Source organism: Pseudomonas sp. BNK-7 (assembly GCF_048072025.1).
GTDB classification, from domain to species: domain Bacteria; phylum Pseudomonadota; class Gammaproteobacteria; order Pseudomonadales; family Pseudomonadaceae; genus Aquipseudomonas; species Aquipseudomonas danubii.
Genome location: NZ_CP182252.1, coordinates 4,817,222 through 4,833,047, shown reverse-complemented (window position 1 = coordinate 4,833,047; position 15,826 = coordinate 4,817,222). Strand labels below are relative to the sequence as shown.

The 15,826-nt window shown below is 65.4% G+C and carries 4 protein-coding genes; all 4 read left to right on the top strand.

What is annotated here, in order from left to right:
- The first annotated feature begins 8 nt into the window (after positions 1–8).
- The 4 genes from ACMGF8_RS21855 to ACMGF8_RS21840 are packed head-to-tail and all read left to right on the top strand — an operon-like array spanning position 9 to position 15,825.
- On the top strand, positions 9–1,358 hold the full coding sequence (locus tag ACMGF8_RS21855; protein ID WP_011061079.1) for an NAD(P)/FAD-dependent oxidoreductase: 1,350 nt from the start codon (positions 9–11) through the stop codon (positions 1,356–1,358).
- Between the two features lie 32 nt (positions 1,359–1,390).
- The gene (locus ACMGF8_RS21850; RefSeq protein ID WP_416757070.1) at positions 1,391–8,767 is read left to right on the top strand and encodes a type I polyketide synthase; all 7,377 of its coding nucleotides are present in this window, start codon (positions 1,391–1,393) and stop codon (positions 8,765–8,767) included.
- Positions 8,768–8,815: 48 nt separating this feature from the next.
- Positions 8,816–14,140 (top strand): type I polyketide synthase, encoded by a 5,325-nt coding sequence (locus ACMGF8_RS21845; RefSeq protein WP_416757069.1) that lies wholly within the window; start codon positions 8,816–8,818, stop codon positions 14,138–14,140.
- A gap of 50 nt (positions 14,141–14,190) precedes the next feature.
- Positions 14,191–15,825, top strand: a complete 1,635-nt coding sequence (locus ACMGF8_RS21840; RefSeq protein WP_416757068.1) for an NAD(P)/FAD-dependent oxidoreductase — start codon at positions 14,191–14,193, stop codon at positions 15,823–15,825.
- Position 15,826: the final 1 nt, after the last annotated feature.

Sequence of the window (15,826 nt, the reverse complement as noted above, 5' to 3'; positions counted from 1 at the left end):
AGTGGGCAATGAGCGATCATGATTATGATGTAGTGATTATCGGTGGCGGGCCGGCGGGTTCGACCATGGCCTCCTACCTGGCAAAAGCCGGTGTCAAATGCGCGGTGTTCGAAAAAGAACTGTTCGAGCGCGAGCATGTTGGCGAGTCGCTGGTACCGGCCACCACTCCGGTGCTGCTGGAAATCGGGGTGATGGAAAAGATCGAGAAAGCCAACTTCCCGAAGAAGTTCGGCGCTGCCTGGACCTCGGCAGATTCCGGCCCCGAAGACAAGATGGGCTTCCAGGGGCTGGACCACGATTTCCGTTCGGCGGAAATCCTCTTCAACGAGCGCAAGCAGGAAGGGGTCGATCGCGACTTCACGTTCCACGTCGACCGCGGCAAGTTCGACCGCATTCTTCTGGAGCACGCAGGTTCGCTGGGGGCCAAGGTCTTCCAGGGCGTGGAGATCGCTGACGTCGAGTTTCTCAGCCCGGGCAATGTCATTGTCAATGCCAAGCTGGGCAAGCGCAGCGTCGAGATCAAGGCGAAGATGGTGGTGGATGCCAGCGGTCGCAACGTGCTGCTGGGCCGCCGGCTGGGCTTGCGAGAAAAGGACCCGGTCTTCAACCAGTTCGCGATTCACTCCTGGTTCGACAACTTCGACCGCAAGTCGGCGACGCAAAGCCCGGACAAGGTCGACTACATCTTCATTCACTTCCTGCCGATGACCAATACCTGGGTCTGGCAGATCCCGATCACCGAAACCATTACCAGCGTGGGCGTGGTTACGCAGAAGCAGAACTACACCAACTCCGACCTCACCTATGAAGAGTTCTTCTGGGAAGCGGTGAAGACCCGGGAAAACCTGCATGACGCGCTGAAGGCCTCGGAGCAGGTCCGCCCGTTCAAGAAAGAGGCGGACTACAGCTACGGCATGAAAGAAGTCTGTGGCGACAGCTTCGTGCTGATCGGCGATGCCGCTCGGTTCGTCGACCCGATCTTCTCCAGCGGCGTCAGCGTTGCACTCAACAGTGCGCGCATCGCCAGCGGCGACATCATCGAGGCGGTGAAGAACAACGACTTCAGCAAGTCCAGTTTCACTCACTACGAAGGCATGATCAGGAATGGCATCAAGAACTGGTATGAGTTCATCACGCTCTATTACCGCCTGAACATCCTCTTCACCGCATTCGTTCAAGACCCACGCTACCGCCTGGACATCCTGCAATTGCTGCAAGGGGACGTCTACAGCGGCAAGCGCCTGGAAGTGCTGGACAAGATGCGCGAAATCATCGCTGCGGTTGAAAGCGACCCTGAACACCTCTGGCACAAGTACCTGGGCGACATGCAGGTTCCTACCGCCAAACCCGCGTTCTAAACACTAAACACCCAGTCGAAGGAGATGACTGAATGGATGCTCGTGCGCCCATGGATTTTGAACCCATTGCAATCATCGGGAGTGGATGCCGCTTTGCCAAAGGTGCATCGACCCCCGAGGCATTCTGGGAGCTCCTTCGTGCTGGGACCGATTTTGTCGGACCGGTTCCCGCAGAGCGCTGGGACACAGCAGCGATCTACGATGAGAACGCTGCTGAAACCGGTACGACCTACAGCAAGGTGGGGGCGTTCCTCGAGCACATCGACCGCTTCGATGCGCATTACTTTGGCATCTCGGCCTCTGAAGCCAAGGAAATGGACCCGCAGCAGCGCCTGCTGCTGGAGGTCGCCTGTGAAAGTGTGGCCCGGGCCGGCCTGACCCGCGAGCAGCTCAAAGGCAGCAGGACCGCGGTCTATGTCGGCATGCTGGGCATGGATTACCTGGCGCTGCATTCCCGCGAGGCCGGCATCGAACAGATCAATCCCTACTATGCCGCCGGCAAGGAATTCAGCTTCGCCGCCGGGCGTATTGCCTACCACCTGGGTGTTCATGGGCCGGCAATGACCGTGACCACGGCATGCTCTTCGTCCCTGGTGGCCATGCACCTGGCCTGTCGCGCCTTGCAGGCAGGGGAGGCGGACATGGCCCTGGCTGGAGGGGTGAACCTGATGCTGGCGCCGGACCTGACGATCTACATGAGCCAGATCAGGGCGATCTCGCCCAGTGGCCGCTGCCGGGTATTCGATGCGGCGGCCGACGGGATCGTCCGGGGCGAGGGCTGCGGGGTCACGGTGCTCAAGCGCCTGGCAGATGCCCTGCGCGATGGCGACCCGATCCAGGCTGTGATCAGGGGCTCGGCGATCAACCAGGATGGCGCCAGTGCCGGCCAGACCGTGCCCAACGCCAATGCCCAGGCTGCGGTGATCCGCCAGGCCCTGAAAGTGGCCGGCTTGAGCGTGGACGACATCGACTATGTCGAGGCCCACGGCACCGGTACGCCCCTGGGCGATCCGATCGAACTCTCTTCGCTGGACCGTGCCTTCCAGGGGCGTGAGCGACCGCTGTGGGTGGGCTCGGTCAAGGCCAACATGGGCCATCTGGATGCGGCCGCCGGAATGGCCAGCGTGATCAAGACCATGATGGTTCTCAAGCACGCCGAGGTGCCTGCGCAACTGCATCTCGCACAGTTGAACCCACTGGTGGACTGGAAGCGTTCCCGGCTGGCGGTGCCCACGGCGATCGAGTCGTTGCCCGACCGGCCGCGCCTGGCTGGAATCAGCGGTTTCGGGCTCAGTGGCACCAACGTCCACATGATTCTCGAAGATGCCAGCGCCTATCGGCAGGCACAGCCGCAGCAGGAACCATCGGCACCGGGCCGGCCCTGGGTCCTGCCGGTATCGGCCAGGTCCGCGCAGGCCGTGGTGGAGCAGGCCAGGGCCTATGCCATTCATCTGCCGCAGCAGGACGATGGGCAATTACAAGCCTTTGTCGCCAGCGCCATTCATCGTCGTGATCACTTTCCCTACCGGTCGGCCGTGGTGGGTGCGAACGCCGCGCAATTGAAGAGCCAGCTGGAGCAGTTGCCGGCCCCGACCTTGGCCTGCGCGACGGACGAAGAGGATCGGCGCGGGCCCGTGCTGGTGTTTACCGGGCAGGGCGCCCAGTGGGTGGGAATGGGCCGCGACCTGCTTGAACGGGAGCCGGCCTTCCTGGCGATGATCCGGCGTTGCGACCAGGCGCTGGCCCAGTGGGCAAACTGGTCGGTGGAGGCCGAGCTGCGCAGCGACGCCAGTGGGTCCCGCCTGCACCTGACCGAATTTGCCCAGCCCTGCATCTTTGCCATCCAGGTGGCGATCAGTGAATGCCTGCGCCAGTGGGGTGTGATCCCGGCGGCGGTGGTCGGCCACTCCATGGGGGAAGTGGCCGCGGCCTATTGCGCCGGAGCACTGAACCTGGAGTCGGCGGTGCGGGTCATCCACCATCGGGCCCAGGCCATGAAGGACACCCTGGGGCAGGGGCGGATGCTGGTGGTGGGCTTGCCCGCGCCGACGCTCCAGTCGCGTCTGGCGAACAACCCGCAACTGGAACTGTCGGTGGTCAACAGTCGAAACAGCTGTGTGGTGTCCGGCAGCCCGCAGGCTGTACAGGCTCTGGATCAGCAACTGCGTGACGAAGGCATCTTCACTTACCTGATGCCGGCGGAATATGCCTTCCACTCCTACCAGATGGATGAGTGCCTGACGCAGATCCGCGCGGGGCTGGAGGATTTGCCGGTGGTTGCCGCGCACACGCCCTGGATTTCCACCAGCGCGATGCCCGAGGAGCCGATCCTGGCAGATGCCGACTACTGGGCGAGGAATGCCCGTGGCATCGTGCGCTTCGATCGCGCCATTGAACAGTTGATCGAGCAGGGGCACCGGCTGTTCGTCGAGGTCGGCCCGCACACCGTGCTGGTGGCGTCGATCAACCAGGCCCTGGCCGACAAGGGAACCCACGGGCTGGTGTGCGGCGCCTTGCACAAGCAGGGCGACGCCGCCCTGGAGCTGGCCAGTATTGTTGCCCGCCTGTACGAGTGGGGCGCGGGTCCCGACTGGCAAGCCTTCCAACCCAGGGAGGCGGCGCTGGAGCTGCCGGCCTATCCCTGGCAGCAGGAGCGTTTCTGGTTTGCCCCGGCGCCGCGGCCGCAGCCGGCGGGACTCGTGTCCCAGCTGCGGGCGCAGGTACTGGTGTATGACGCCCAGGGCAATCTCTGCGCCCAGGCCAACGATGTGGCGCTGAGCGTGCCGCAGCTGGCACAAGTCGCAGTGCCGGCACCGGCCAAGGTGCCCGGCGCGGCGCAGCCGGTGGGGGATGTGCGGGCGCAGATTGGTGCACTGCTGACGCAGATCATCGGCGTGGCCTGTGCCGACCCGGACCCGGATCGAGGCTTCTTCGAACTGGGCCTGAGCTCGATTTCCCTGGTTGAATTCAAGCGCATGCTGGAACGCCAGTTCGCCCTCAAGCTGTCGGCGACCGTGGGCTTCGACTATCCCACCATCAACCGGCTGGGCCAGTACCTGGAAGGGCTGCTGTCCCGGGAGCCGGCCAGTACCCCGGTAACGGTCGATCCCGGGGCGACCGACGCCGCAGGGAGCATCGCCGTGGTGGCCATGGCGTGCCGGTTTCCCCAGGCCGACAGCCCCGAGGCACTCTGGAAGCTGATACTGGAACAGACGGACACCGTAGGGCCGGTACCGCCGTCCCGGCTCGCCGGCGCCAAACCGGAGGAAACCTTCCCGCGGTTTGCCAGCCTTATCCAGCGCCCCGAAGGGTTCGACGAAGCGTTCTTCCGCATTTCCCCCAAGGAAGCCCGGAGCATGGACCCCCAGCAACGGCTGTTGCTGATGGTGGCCTGGGAGGCTCTGGAACGGGCCGGTATCCCTCAGGAGAAGCTGCTGGAACAGAGGGTCGGGGTGTTTGTCGGGGCCAACGCCCACGACTACGAAACCCGGGTCCTGGGTAGCGCGCAAGGCGTGGATGCCCACTACGGCACTGGCAGTTCGTTTTCGGCGATCTGCGGGCGCCTCTCACATTTTCTCGGCGTGCGTGGGCCGAGCCTGACGGTGGACACCGCATGCTCGTCATCGCTCACGGCCATCCATCTGGCGTGCAACAGCTTGCGTGCCGCGGAGTGCGACATCGCGATTGTCGGTGGGGTGAATGTCATCGCCTCGGCATCGATCTTTCAATCCATGGGGCAGGCCGGCGCATTGGCCCCGGACGGCATCAGCAAGGCCTTCGACGACAGTGCCGACGGTTACGGTCGAGGGGAGGGCTGCGGCGTGGTCATTCTCAAGCGCCAGGCCCAGGCCGAGCGGGAGCGTGACCCGATTGTCGCGACGATTCTCGGTTCGGCGGTCAATCACGACGGTGCCTGTGCCGGGCTGACAGTGCCCAATGGTCCGGCGCAAGAGGCGCTGATCAGCGAAGCACTGGCCAACGCCGGCGTGCATCCGGGGCAAGTCAGCTACGTCGAGGCCCATGGCACCGGTACGGTGCTGGGTGACCCCATCGAGCTCAACGCCCTGCACAACGCCTATCGCCAGGCCAGCCCCGACAGTCCGGCGCTGACGGTGGCCTCGGTCAAGGCCAATATCGGGCACCTCGAGGCGGCAGCGGGCATCGCTTCGCTGATCAAGGCCTGCCTGGTGGTGGAGCACGGCCGGATTGCCCCGCAAGCCCATCTGCAGCGGGCCAACACCCGTGTCGATTGGGCGGCCATGAACCTCAAGCTGGCGCATCAGGCCATGGACTGGCCGGGCCGGCCGGAGTCGCGGGTGGCCGGGGTCAGTGCCTTTGGTTTCACCGGGACCAACGTGCATGTGCTGCTCAAGGGCTACACGGCGCCCGCGACAGCGCCTTTGCCTCCCGCCACCGCGCCAGTGGCCTTGTGCCTGTCCGCGGCCACCCCGGCGGCATTGGCGGAGCTGGCCCAGCGCTATGTGTCCTTCCTGGGCACTACCGAGCACTGCCCACAGACCATCTGCTACAACGCGCTGCTGCGGCGCACGGCGTTCAAGGAACGCCTGGTCGTCCAGGGCCAGGATTGCCGCGAGCTGGCTCAGGCACTACAGGCCTGGCTGGCCGGCAGCCCCATCGCCAATGACCGCAAACCCGCGGCCGGCGAACCCTGGGCAACCCTGGCCGAGGCCTTTGGCCGCGGCGTCCAGGCGCCGGGCCCCGAGCGCTTGCCGGACGGCTGTCAGGCCATCGGGTTGCCCACCTATCCGTGGCAGCTCAACGACTACTGGATCGACGCTGGGCAGCCGGCCACGGCGGTGCAGCCCGCCCGGGCAGCCTCGGGCCACCCTTGCCTGCAGATGCTGGTACGGCCGGCCGGGCAGCTCTGGTACTGGTCGGGGGCTCTCGCTCCCCAGGCCGGGCATTACGACCCGCTGGGCGAACAGGGGTACAGGGTCAAGACTCACCTGTTGCTGGATGCCGTGCTCCAGGCGGTGCAGGAAACACCGCGGGGCGTGCAGCAGATCCGCGACTTGCAGATTGCCCAGCTGCGTCTGCGCGGCGAACAGCACCTCACTTCGCACCTGAGCATCCACCTCAGCCAGGCCGCTGACGCCTGCTTCGAACTGGCCTTGCAAGGGGCCGGCGACGAGCGCCGCCAGGTCTGCATGAGCGGAACCCTGGTCGACTGTGCAGCGCAGTTGCAGGAGCAAACCCTGCGCGCGGTGTCGATGCTCGATGAGCCTTCAGCGCCGGCGCCGGACGTTGGCCTGTGCCCATGGTCCGGGTGTGCGGCCACGGGCGGGCAGCGGGCCTTGTACCGCTTTGCCCACTCCCTGACGGCGGCCGAGCGCCAGACCCAGTTGCTGGCCAGTGTGGTCGAGCTGTTTGAAGGCGCCCACGCCGCCGCGCTGGTCGGGTTCTCCGGGCTCCAGGTATGGGCAGACCTGCCGGCGCAGGTATGGATTGTGCTGGCCGGCCATGACGCCGACAAACCCGACAGCCTGCAGGTAGTGGATGCCCGGGGTTGCCAGCTGGCACTGTTCGAAGGTCCGCAGTTTGGCCATCCTGGTTCGTGGTACTTGCCCGACCTCCAGAGCGCACCCCTCGACCTGCCGATGATCGTTCGCCAATGGCAGGACTATCCGATGCCGGGCGAGGGTGCTCGGCAACGCGAGGGCTACTGGATGGTGCTGGCCTGGAGCACCGCCGAAGTCCAGCCACTGGCTGCGGCGTTCGCGGCTGAACAGCGTCCGGTCGAAGTCATCGAGCTGCACGCCGGGCAACAACCTCTGGCCCGCCAACTGTCCTCGGCGTTGCGCGGGGCAGTGGCCGATCCGTCCTGCCTGGGGGTGATCGTTGCCGGCGCTGATGCTCAGGAGGCCGACGACCTCGGTGTATCCCTGGTGGCCTCTGCGGCGCTGGTACAGGCCTTCGCCGGTGCGATTGCCAGCGTCGGAACACCGGCAAAGCCGGTCTGGTTCGCCCTTCATGCCAGGGATGCTGCATCGCCGGCCATGGGCGCTGTCCAGGCCACCTGGCAGGGCGCCGCGCATATCTTCGCCCTGGAGCATCCTGCCTGGTGGGGCGGTCTGGTGACTTTGCAGGGCAGCGACGGAAGAAGCTACGCCAGCCTCTGCCGGCTGTTGCACGGCCAACCTGGCCATGATCACTTTGCGATCAGCGGCGCCCGGGTCGAGGTGCAATACCTGGTGGAGGATCAAACCGACCCGCTCCAGCGCCTGGAGCCGCCGGCGCTGAACGGAACCGTTGTGCTGCATGCCGTCCCGGGATGTGACCTGGAGCCTGTGCTGACGGCACTCGGGCAGCGGGGTGTGCAGCGTGTGCTGCTGCTCTGCGAGGCCCCCGGGCAACTGCACATGCCTGAGCGGATGCCCGGGGCGATGGCGATCAGCAGCCTCTCGGACCTGAGCCGGGAAAACCTGGCTGACACCTTCGCGACGCTGCGAGCGCAAGACCGCATCGCCGGCTTTATCCACCTCGATCTTGACTGGCGCACGGTTGCACTCAAGGAGCCAGAGTTTGTCGTGCGAATGCAGGAAAGCGCTCGGCCGCTTGAGGTCTTGCAGCAGCTTCACCAACTGATCGATGACCCCGAAGCGTTCTTCCTGATCCTGGGCAGTGTGTCTTCCCTGCTTGGCGGGGCCGGCTTCGCCCGCTCGGCGATTGCCGATGCGTATGCCTCGTGGGTGCATGCACAGCGCCGGCGCCAGGGGTTGAACTGCCAGCTGCTGCACCTGACGCAGAGCGAACAGGAGCTTGAGCAGGACGCCGCCGCCCGCACGACCATGCAAGGCAGCGGCCTGCAGCCTTTGCAGCGCTCGCAGATAGTGCAAGCCATAGCTCGCGTGCTGGGCGGCCAGGGCCAGTGCGGGCTGCTCAATGTCGACTGGCAACAACTCAAAGGGCTGTACCTGAGCGTGCTGCGCTGGCCCCTGCTCGAACACCTGGGCGCCGCGGATAGCGCCGCGGATCAGCGTCTGGCCGAGCTGATTGGCCTGCCACCGCTGCAGCAGCGCCGGGCCATGCAGGCGCTGGTCTGCGAGGTAGTGGGGCAAGTGTTCGGCGTTGCCGATGGCCTGGAGCTCGATGTCAGGAAGGGCTTCTTCGACATGGGCATGTCCTCGGTCATGTCGCTGGACCTGCGCTCACGGCTGGGCCGGGCGTTGAGCATCGACCTGCCTTCGACCTTCGGCTTCGAATACACCTCCATCGAACAGGTCACGGACTACCTCATGGGCCAGCTCCTGGCGCCTGAAACCCGGGAGCCGGTGACGGCGCCCGAACCTGTGTCGCCAGCGTCGCGGCATCAGGACCTGCATGAACTGTCACGGGCCGAGCTGATTGGTGCTCTCGAAGACGAGCTGCGCGATATCGCCAATTACTAGCCCTGGGGCTGGATGACCACTGCCAGAGAATCACTGATCGAGGCCTTTATGGATAACGATGTCCGCGATGTAAGCAAGGAACAGCTGCAAGAGAGTCTTGCTCAGGCAATCACCACCATCCGTGCGCTCAAGGAAAAGGTGGCCGGCAAGAGCTCGGCGCCTGTCGAGCCGATCGCCGTAGTGGGCCTGGGGTGCCGGCTGCCGGGCAGTGCCGACACACCGAAGCGGCTGTGGAGCCTGCTGAAAAATGCCACCGATGCGGTGGGCGACATGCCCCGCGACCGTCTGTACGGCACCGACTATTACCATCCTGATCCCCAGGCACCCGGCAAGGCCTACGTCATGCGTGGCGGCTTCATCGAGGGGGTGGATCAGTTCGACCCGGGCTTCTTCGGCATTTCGCCCAAGGAAGCCGAAGGCATGGACCCCCAGCAGCGCCTGGCCCTGGAGGTCGCCTGGGAGGCCCTGGAGAACGCCGCGATCGCCCCCGACAGCCTGCATGGCAAGAAGCTCGGCGTGTTCATGGGGGTCAGTACCAATGATTACGTGCGCCTGCGCCAGCAGTTGGGCGCGGTCGAGGACGTCAACGCCTACCAGTTCTATGGCGAAACCAGTTTCGTGGCCGGGCGCATTGCCTACACCCTGGGCTCCAGGGGCCCGGCGGTGGTGCTCGACACCTCCTGCTCCTCATCCCTGGTGGCCCTGCACCAGGCCTGCAACAGCCTGCGCAGCCGCGAGAGCGAGCTGGCGCTGGCCGGTGGGGTCAATCTGATCCTGTCGCCCTACGGTTTCATCCTGGTCAGCAAGCTGCGGGCCGTGGCCCCCGATGGCCGCTGCAAGACCTTCGACGCTGCGGCCGATGGCTACGGGCGTGCCGAAGGCTGCGTGATCCTTGCGCTCAAGCGGCTGAGTGATGCGGTACGCGACCAGGACCCGGTGCTGGCCGTGATCGAGGGTAGTGCGGTCAACAATGACGGCGCCAGCAGCGGCATCACCGTGCCCAACATCCACGCCCAGGAAGAGGTGATCAGGCTGGCGCTCGGCCAGGCCGGGCTCCAGGGCAGCGAGGTCGACTATGTCGAGGCCCATGGCACCGGCACCGCGCTGGGCGACCCGATCGAACTGCACGCCCTGCATGCGGTACTGGGCAAGCAGCGGCCCGTGGATGCGCCGCTGCTGGTGGGCTCGATCAAGGCCAACATGGGGCATCTCGAACCGGTCGCCGGGGTGACCGGGCTGGCCAAGGTCCTGCTGTGCCTGCAACAAGAGGCCCTGGTGCCCCAGGTGCATTTCAACACGCCCAATCCGCGGATCGAATGGGATCGCCTGGCCCTGAAGGTGGTCACCGAATCCACGCCCTGGCCACGCCAGGGCAAGGCGCGGCACGCCGGTGTCAGTTCGTTTGGTGTCACCGGCACCAACGCCCATGTGCTAGTGGGCGACGCGCCGCTACGCGAACGTGCCCAGGGGCGCGACAATCCCTGGCAGCTGATCACTCTGTCGGCCAAGGGCGAGACGCCCCGGCGCCAGATTGCCGGACGCTATGAACGTTTTATCGCCGACAACAGCCAGCTCGAACTCAAGGACCTGTGCTACACGGCGAACGTCGGGCGGGCGCACTTTGGCCATCGTTTCGCGGCCGTGGCCGATAGCCGTGAGGGGCTGCGCGAGCAACTGGCGGCCTATGCGTCACGCAAGGTGGTGGGCCATGTATTCGAAGGGCGCTGCCAGGGAGCGGCGGCGCCGCTGGTGATGCTCTTTCCGGGGCAGGGCTGCCAGTACCGGGCGATGGCCCAGGCACTGTATGACAGCGAACCATTCTTCAAGGCGCAGATCGATGAATGCCGCGCCCTGTTGCAGCCGCTGATGGACGTGGACCTGCTGACCCTGGTGCTGGACGCGGGTGCGGCCAGTGACAGCTACCTGCAACAGACCCGCTATGCCCAGCCGGCGATATTCGCGGTTGAATATGCCCTGGCGCGGTTGTGGATGCATTGGGGGGTCGCTGCCGATGCGCTGTTCGGACACAGTTTCGGCGAGATCAGTGCCATCTGTGTGGCCGGGGCGGTATCCCTGGCTGACGCGCTGCGTATGGTGGAGGCGCGTGGGCGCCTGGCCCAGCAACTGATGACGGCCGGCGGCGCGATGTACGCACTGGGCATGAGCGAGGCGCAACTGCTGGAGCTGCTCAAGGACCGGCCCGGCAGCGCAATCGAACTGGCGGCGGTCAACAGCCCGCAGGACGTGGTGGTGGCCGGGCCGCAGGCCGAGGTCCAGGCGCTGGCCGAAGCGGCGCTCGCCAGCGGCTGCAAGGTCAAGAAGCTTGCGGTTTCCCATGCCTTCCATACCGCAGCCACCGAGCCGATGCTTGAAGCGTTCCGCCAGACGGTGGCGCAGATCACCTTCAGCGAGCCGCGCTTGCCGGTCATCAGCAGTGTCACTGGCCGGGTGCATACGCTCTCCAGCCTGAGCTCGCCCGATTACTGGTGTACGCACACCCGCCAGGCCGTGAGGTTCAGCGAAGGGGTCAACACCCTGATCGCAGAGCTGGGGGTGAAAACCTTCCTTGAAGTGGCCTCCGATGCTGTGTTGACGCCGCTGATCGGCCGTCACCCCCTGGCGCACGACAGCCTGGTCCTGGCCAGCCTGCGCCGGGCCGGCGATCCGCCCAGGGACCTGCGCCTGGCCGCCGCGCAGCTCTACGTGGGCGGCCATAACCTCGACTGGGCCCGGCTGCACGAGCATGACGGGGCCTTGCGCCAGGCCTTGCCCGGGTATGCGTTTCAGCGCCAGCGCTACTGGTTCGACAACGCCAGCGGCTCGCCCCTGCAACAGGTCGCTGCGGGAGCGGTCGGCCGGCTGCTGGGGCACTCGGTCAATGCACCCACTCCGGCATTCGAGTCGACGCTGGATAGCGCGCTCCTGCAGGCCGTGGGCGGCGAGATCCGCGATGACCTGGCGCTGCTGCGTCCTGACCGGTTGCTGGCAGCCCTGAGCGATGAGCTGGCCGGGCACTTGCAGCTGGACACCTATGGGGTGAGCCTCGCCAGCATCACCCCGGCCCTGGCGTTCCATGTCGATGACCAGTTGCATCTGTTTACCGAACTCAAGCCGCTGCCCGGGGCGGCCTGGGAGGTCAACTGCTCGGCCCTGAGCGCAGCGGCCAAGGTTGCCGGTGCCGATTGGCAGCCGGTCCTGTCGCTGACCCTGGAGGGCATGCCGGCGGTCACCCGTGGCGGCCTGCCGGACCCGGGCCATGCCGCCGCCCAGGACGCAGGCTTTGTCTATCACATGCAGTTGCCGGCAGAACCCGATCCGCACGGCAATCGCCTTGGGCAGGTCCTCGAGTACCTGGGGCAGGCGGCGCCGGGTGATGCGCCGGGCTCGATAAGCGGCATCCGCCGCTGGGTCGCCAGCCGGTCCGCTTCGCCCCGGGCACAAAGCCTGGTGATTGCCACGAGCCAGGCACATCCGCAGCAGTTCGACTGCGCCTTGTACGATGCCCACGGCCAGTGTGTAGGCAGCCTGGAAGGGCTGACCCTGGCTGCCGCGCCGAGTGAGGAGGCGCTGCGCGGCATGCTTTACCAGCCCGACGTGCTCTACAGCCTGGATTGGCTCGAACGCCCTCGCCAGCGCGCCGAAGTGCCGCAGCAGGACCGCTTGTTCACCCTGGTCAGCCGCTCTCCAGAGACCGCCGCTCCCCTGGTCGAACACCTGCAGCGTGGCGGGCATCGTACCCGGGTCCTGTGCCCGCAGCAGTTGCTCGATAGCGCACGGAGGGTGCTGGCCCAGGACCCGAGCCAGCCATTGGCCGATGAAGGCGAGGCCTTGGCCGCCGATATCATCGTGCTCGATGGCAAAGACATCGAGGATGCCGGCTCGACCACGCTGCAGAGCCTGTCGAGCCTGCAGGCGACACTGTTCCACCCGTTGCTGGAGATGGTCCAGGCGCTCATCGAACTGGGCCCGCGCGGTGGCCGGTTGTGGCTGGTGACCCAAGGGGCAAACGCCGTTGGCCTGGATCGCGACCAGCCCTTGCAAGTGGCGACCGGGCCGTTGTGGGGGCTGGGCAAGACGCTCGCCCTGGAGCACCCCGAACACTGGCGCGGGCTGATCGACCTGGCCCCCGACGATCCTCACTGGGCAAGGGCCCTGGCCGAAGAAGTCAGCGACCCCGATGGCGAGGACAAGATCTGCCTGCGCCCGGGCAAGCGCTATGTCCAGCGCCTGAACCATTTCAGCGCTGCGCAGTTGCCAGCACAGGCCTATGCGCCTTGCCCGCAGGGCAGTTACCTGATTACCGGCGGCATGGGCGGAATTGGCCTGGCCATGGCCCAGTGGCTTCTGGATAAAGGCGCTGGCGCTGTGCTGATCACCGGCCGGCGGCCACTGGAGGATGTTGCTACGGGCCTGGAGCGCTTCGGCGCTGCGGCATCGCGGGTGAGTTACGTCCAGGCCGACATCACCTCGCCCCAGGACATGCAGCGGCTGTTCTGCGGTCTGGAGGCGTCGGGCGCGAGCCTGAAGGGCATCTTCCATGCCGCCGGGATTTCAATTCCGCAGGACCTCAAGGACGTCGACCGTGACAGTTTCGACCAGGTGATGCGGCCCAAGGTCGAGGGCACCTGGTTGTTGCACGAACTGTCCCTGGGGCTGGACCTGGACTTCTTTGCCCTGTGTTCGAGCATCGCCAGTGTCTGGGGTTCGCAGCATGTCGCCAGCTACGCAGCCGCCAATCAGTTCCTCGACAGCCTGGCGTGGCAGCGTCGGGCCATGGGCCTGAGTGCCCTGGTGATCGACTGGGGACTGTGGGCCGGCGGCAGTCACCTGTTCGACGAGCAGGTGCTGAATTTCCTCACCAGCGTTGGCTTGAAACAGATCGCCCCAGTGCAGAACGTCGGCCTGCTGTCGCGGATTCTGGCCAGCGAGCTGCCTCAGCTGGTGGTGTCAGGGGTGGACTGGAATCGCTTCAAGCCACTGCTCGAATCCCGCGGCCCGCAACCGCTGCTGCAGTACATCCGCAGCCAGGCTCCGACCGCCAGGGCCGGCGACAGCAGCAACGTGGAGATCCTGCAGCAACTGGCGGGCGCCGACGAAGCCGCCGCCCTGGCATTGCTGGATGACTACGTGTGGGAGCAGTACGCGCAGTTGCTCGGGGTCAAGACCGAACAGGTGCGGGCCAAGCTCGAGGATGGCGGCAGCCTGATGGACTTCGGCCTGGACTCGCTGCTGGTGATGGACATGGTCGCCCGCTGCCGGCGCGATCTGAAGCTGGAGATCAAGGCCCGCGAGTTTCTTGAGTGTCCGGGCCTGATGTGGCCGGACTTCCTGGCCCGTTCGATAAAGGAACAGGGCTGCGTGGCCGAGGCCTGACGGGCCGCAGGCAGTGCAACCCAGACCCATGATCTGTGATTGAGGTGGTTATGAACGATGTGCAGTCTGGCAAGGCGCCAGAGCATTACGACATTCTCTTGGCGGGCAACAGCATCAGCGTGATCATGCTCGCCGCCTGCCTGGCCCGGAACAAGGTCCGGGTCGGTTTGTTGCGCAACCGGCAGATGCCCCCCGACCTTACCGGTGAGGCGACGATTCCCTATACCTCGATGATTTTCGAGCTGATTGCCGACCGCTATGGCGTGCCGGAAATAAAGAACATCGCCCGCACCCGGGATATCCAGCACAAGGTGATGCCGTCTTCCGGGGTCAAGAAGAACCTCGGGTTCATCTATCACCAGCGCAGCCGGGCGGTGGACCTGGGCCAGGCGCTGCAATTCAACGTGCCTTCCGAGCATGGCGAGAACCATCTGTTCAGGCCCGACATCGACGCCTACCTGCTGGCGGCGGCCATCGGTTATGGCGCGCAGCTGGTGGAGATCGACAACAGCCCCGAGGTGCTGGTCGAGGACAGCGGGGTCAAGGTAGCTACGGCGCTGGGACGCTGGGTCACTGCCGATTTCATGGTCGATGGCAGCCAGGGTGGCCAGGTGCTGGCGCGGCAGGCGGGCCTGGTCAGCCAGCCTTCGATGCAGAAGACCCGGACCCTGGAATTCTCCACTCATATGCTCGGGGTGGTGCCGTTCGATGAGTGCGTGCAGGGCGATTTTCCCGGCCAGTGGCATGGCGGCACTCTGCATCACGTGTTCGATGGGGGCTGGGTGGGGGTCATCCCGTTCAACAACCACCAGCACTCGCACAACCCTTTGGTCAGCGTGCTGGTTTCACTGCGTGAGGACCTCTGCCCGAGCATGGACGGCGATCAGGTCCTGGCCGGCCTGATCGAGCTGTACCCCGGCCTGGGGCGACACCTGTCCGGCGCCCGGCGGGTACGCGAGTGGGCGCTGCGCCAGCCGCCCCGGCAGGTCTATCGCACGGCGCTCGAACGCCGCTGCCTGATGTTCGATGAGGGCGCCGCGAGCAACGATCTGTTGTTCTCGCGCAAGCTGTCCAATGCTGCGGAACTGGTCCTGGCCCTGGGGCACCGGTTGATCAAGGCGGCGCACAGCGGTGACTACCGCAGCCCGGCCCTGAATGATTTTGTCCTGATCCAGGACAGCATCATCAGCTTGAGTGACCGGATCGCCTCAGCGGCCTATGTGTCGTTTCGCGACCCCGAACTGTGGAATGCCTTCGCCCGTGTCTGGCTGCTGCAGTCGATTGCCGCCACCATCACCGCGCGCAAGATCAACGATGCCTTTGCCAAGGACCTGGACCCGCGAGTGTTCGATGAAATCGACCAGCTCGCAGAGGACGGTTTCTGGATGCCTCTGTATCAGGGGTACAAGGATATTCTCAACACTACGCTGGGCCTTTGTGATGACGTCAAAAGCGCCAATGTCTCAGCTGCGCAGGCGGCGAGCAGCATCTTTACGGAGCTTGCCAACGCCAGTTTTGTGCCGCCTATTTTTGATTTTGCTAATCCTCACGCTCGTGTCTATCAACTGACCACCTTGAGAAAGCTCAAGGCGCTCTGGTGGGGCCTGATGCAAGTGCCCTCAGAGGTCGGACGGCTGATTTTCTATCGATCCTTCAGAAAACCTTCCCTGCGCAAGGAGAGTTGAA

Bases quoted from the DNA above. Each gene is read 5' to 3' on its own strand.
- ACMGF8_RS21855 (WP_011061079.1), top strand. From the start codon at position 9: ATGAGCGATCATGATTATGATGTAGTGATTATCGGTGGCGGGCCGGCG.
- ACMGF8_RS21850 (WP_416757070.1), top strand. From the start codon at position 1,391: ATGGATGCTCGTGCGCCCATGGATTTTGAACCCATTGCAATCATCGGG.
- ACMGF8_RS21845 (WP_416757069.1), top strand. From the start codon at position 8,816: ATGGATAACGATGTCCGCGATGTAAGCAAGGAACAGCTGCAAGAGAGT.
- ACMGF8_RS21840 (WP_416757068.1), top strand. From the start codon at position 14,191: ATGAACGATGTGCAGTCTGGCAAGGCGCCAGAGCATTACGACATTCTC.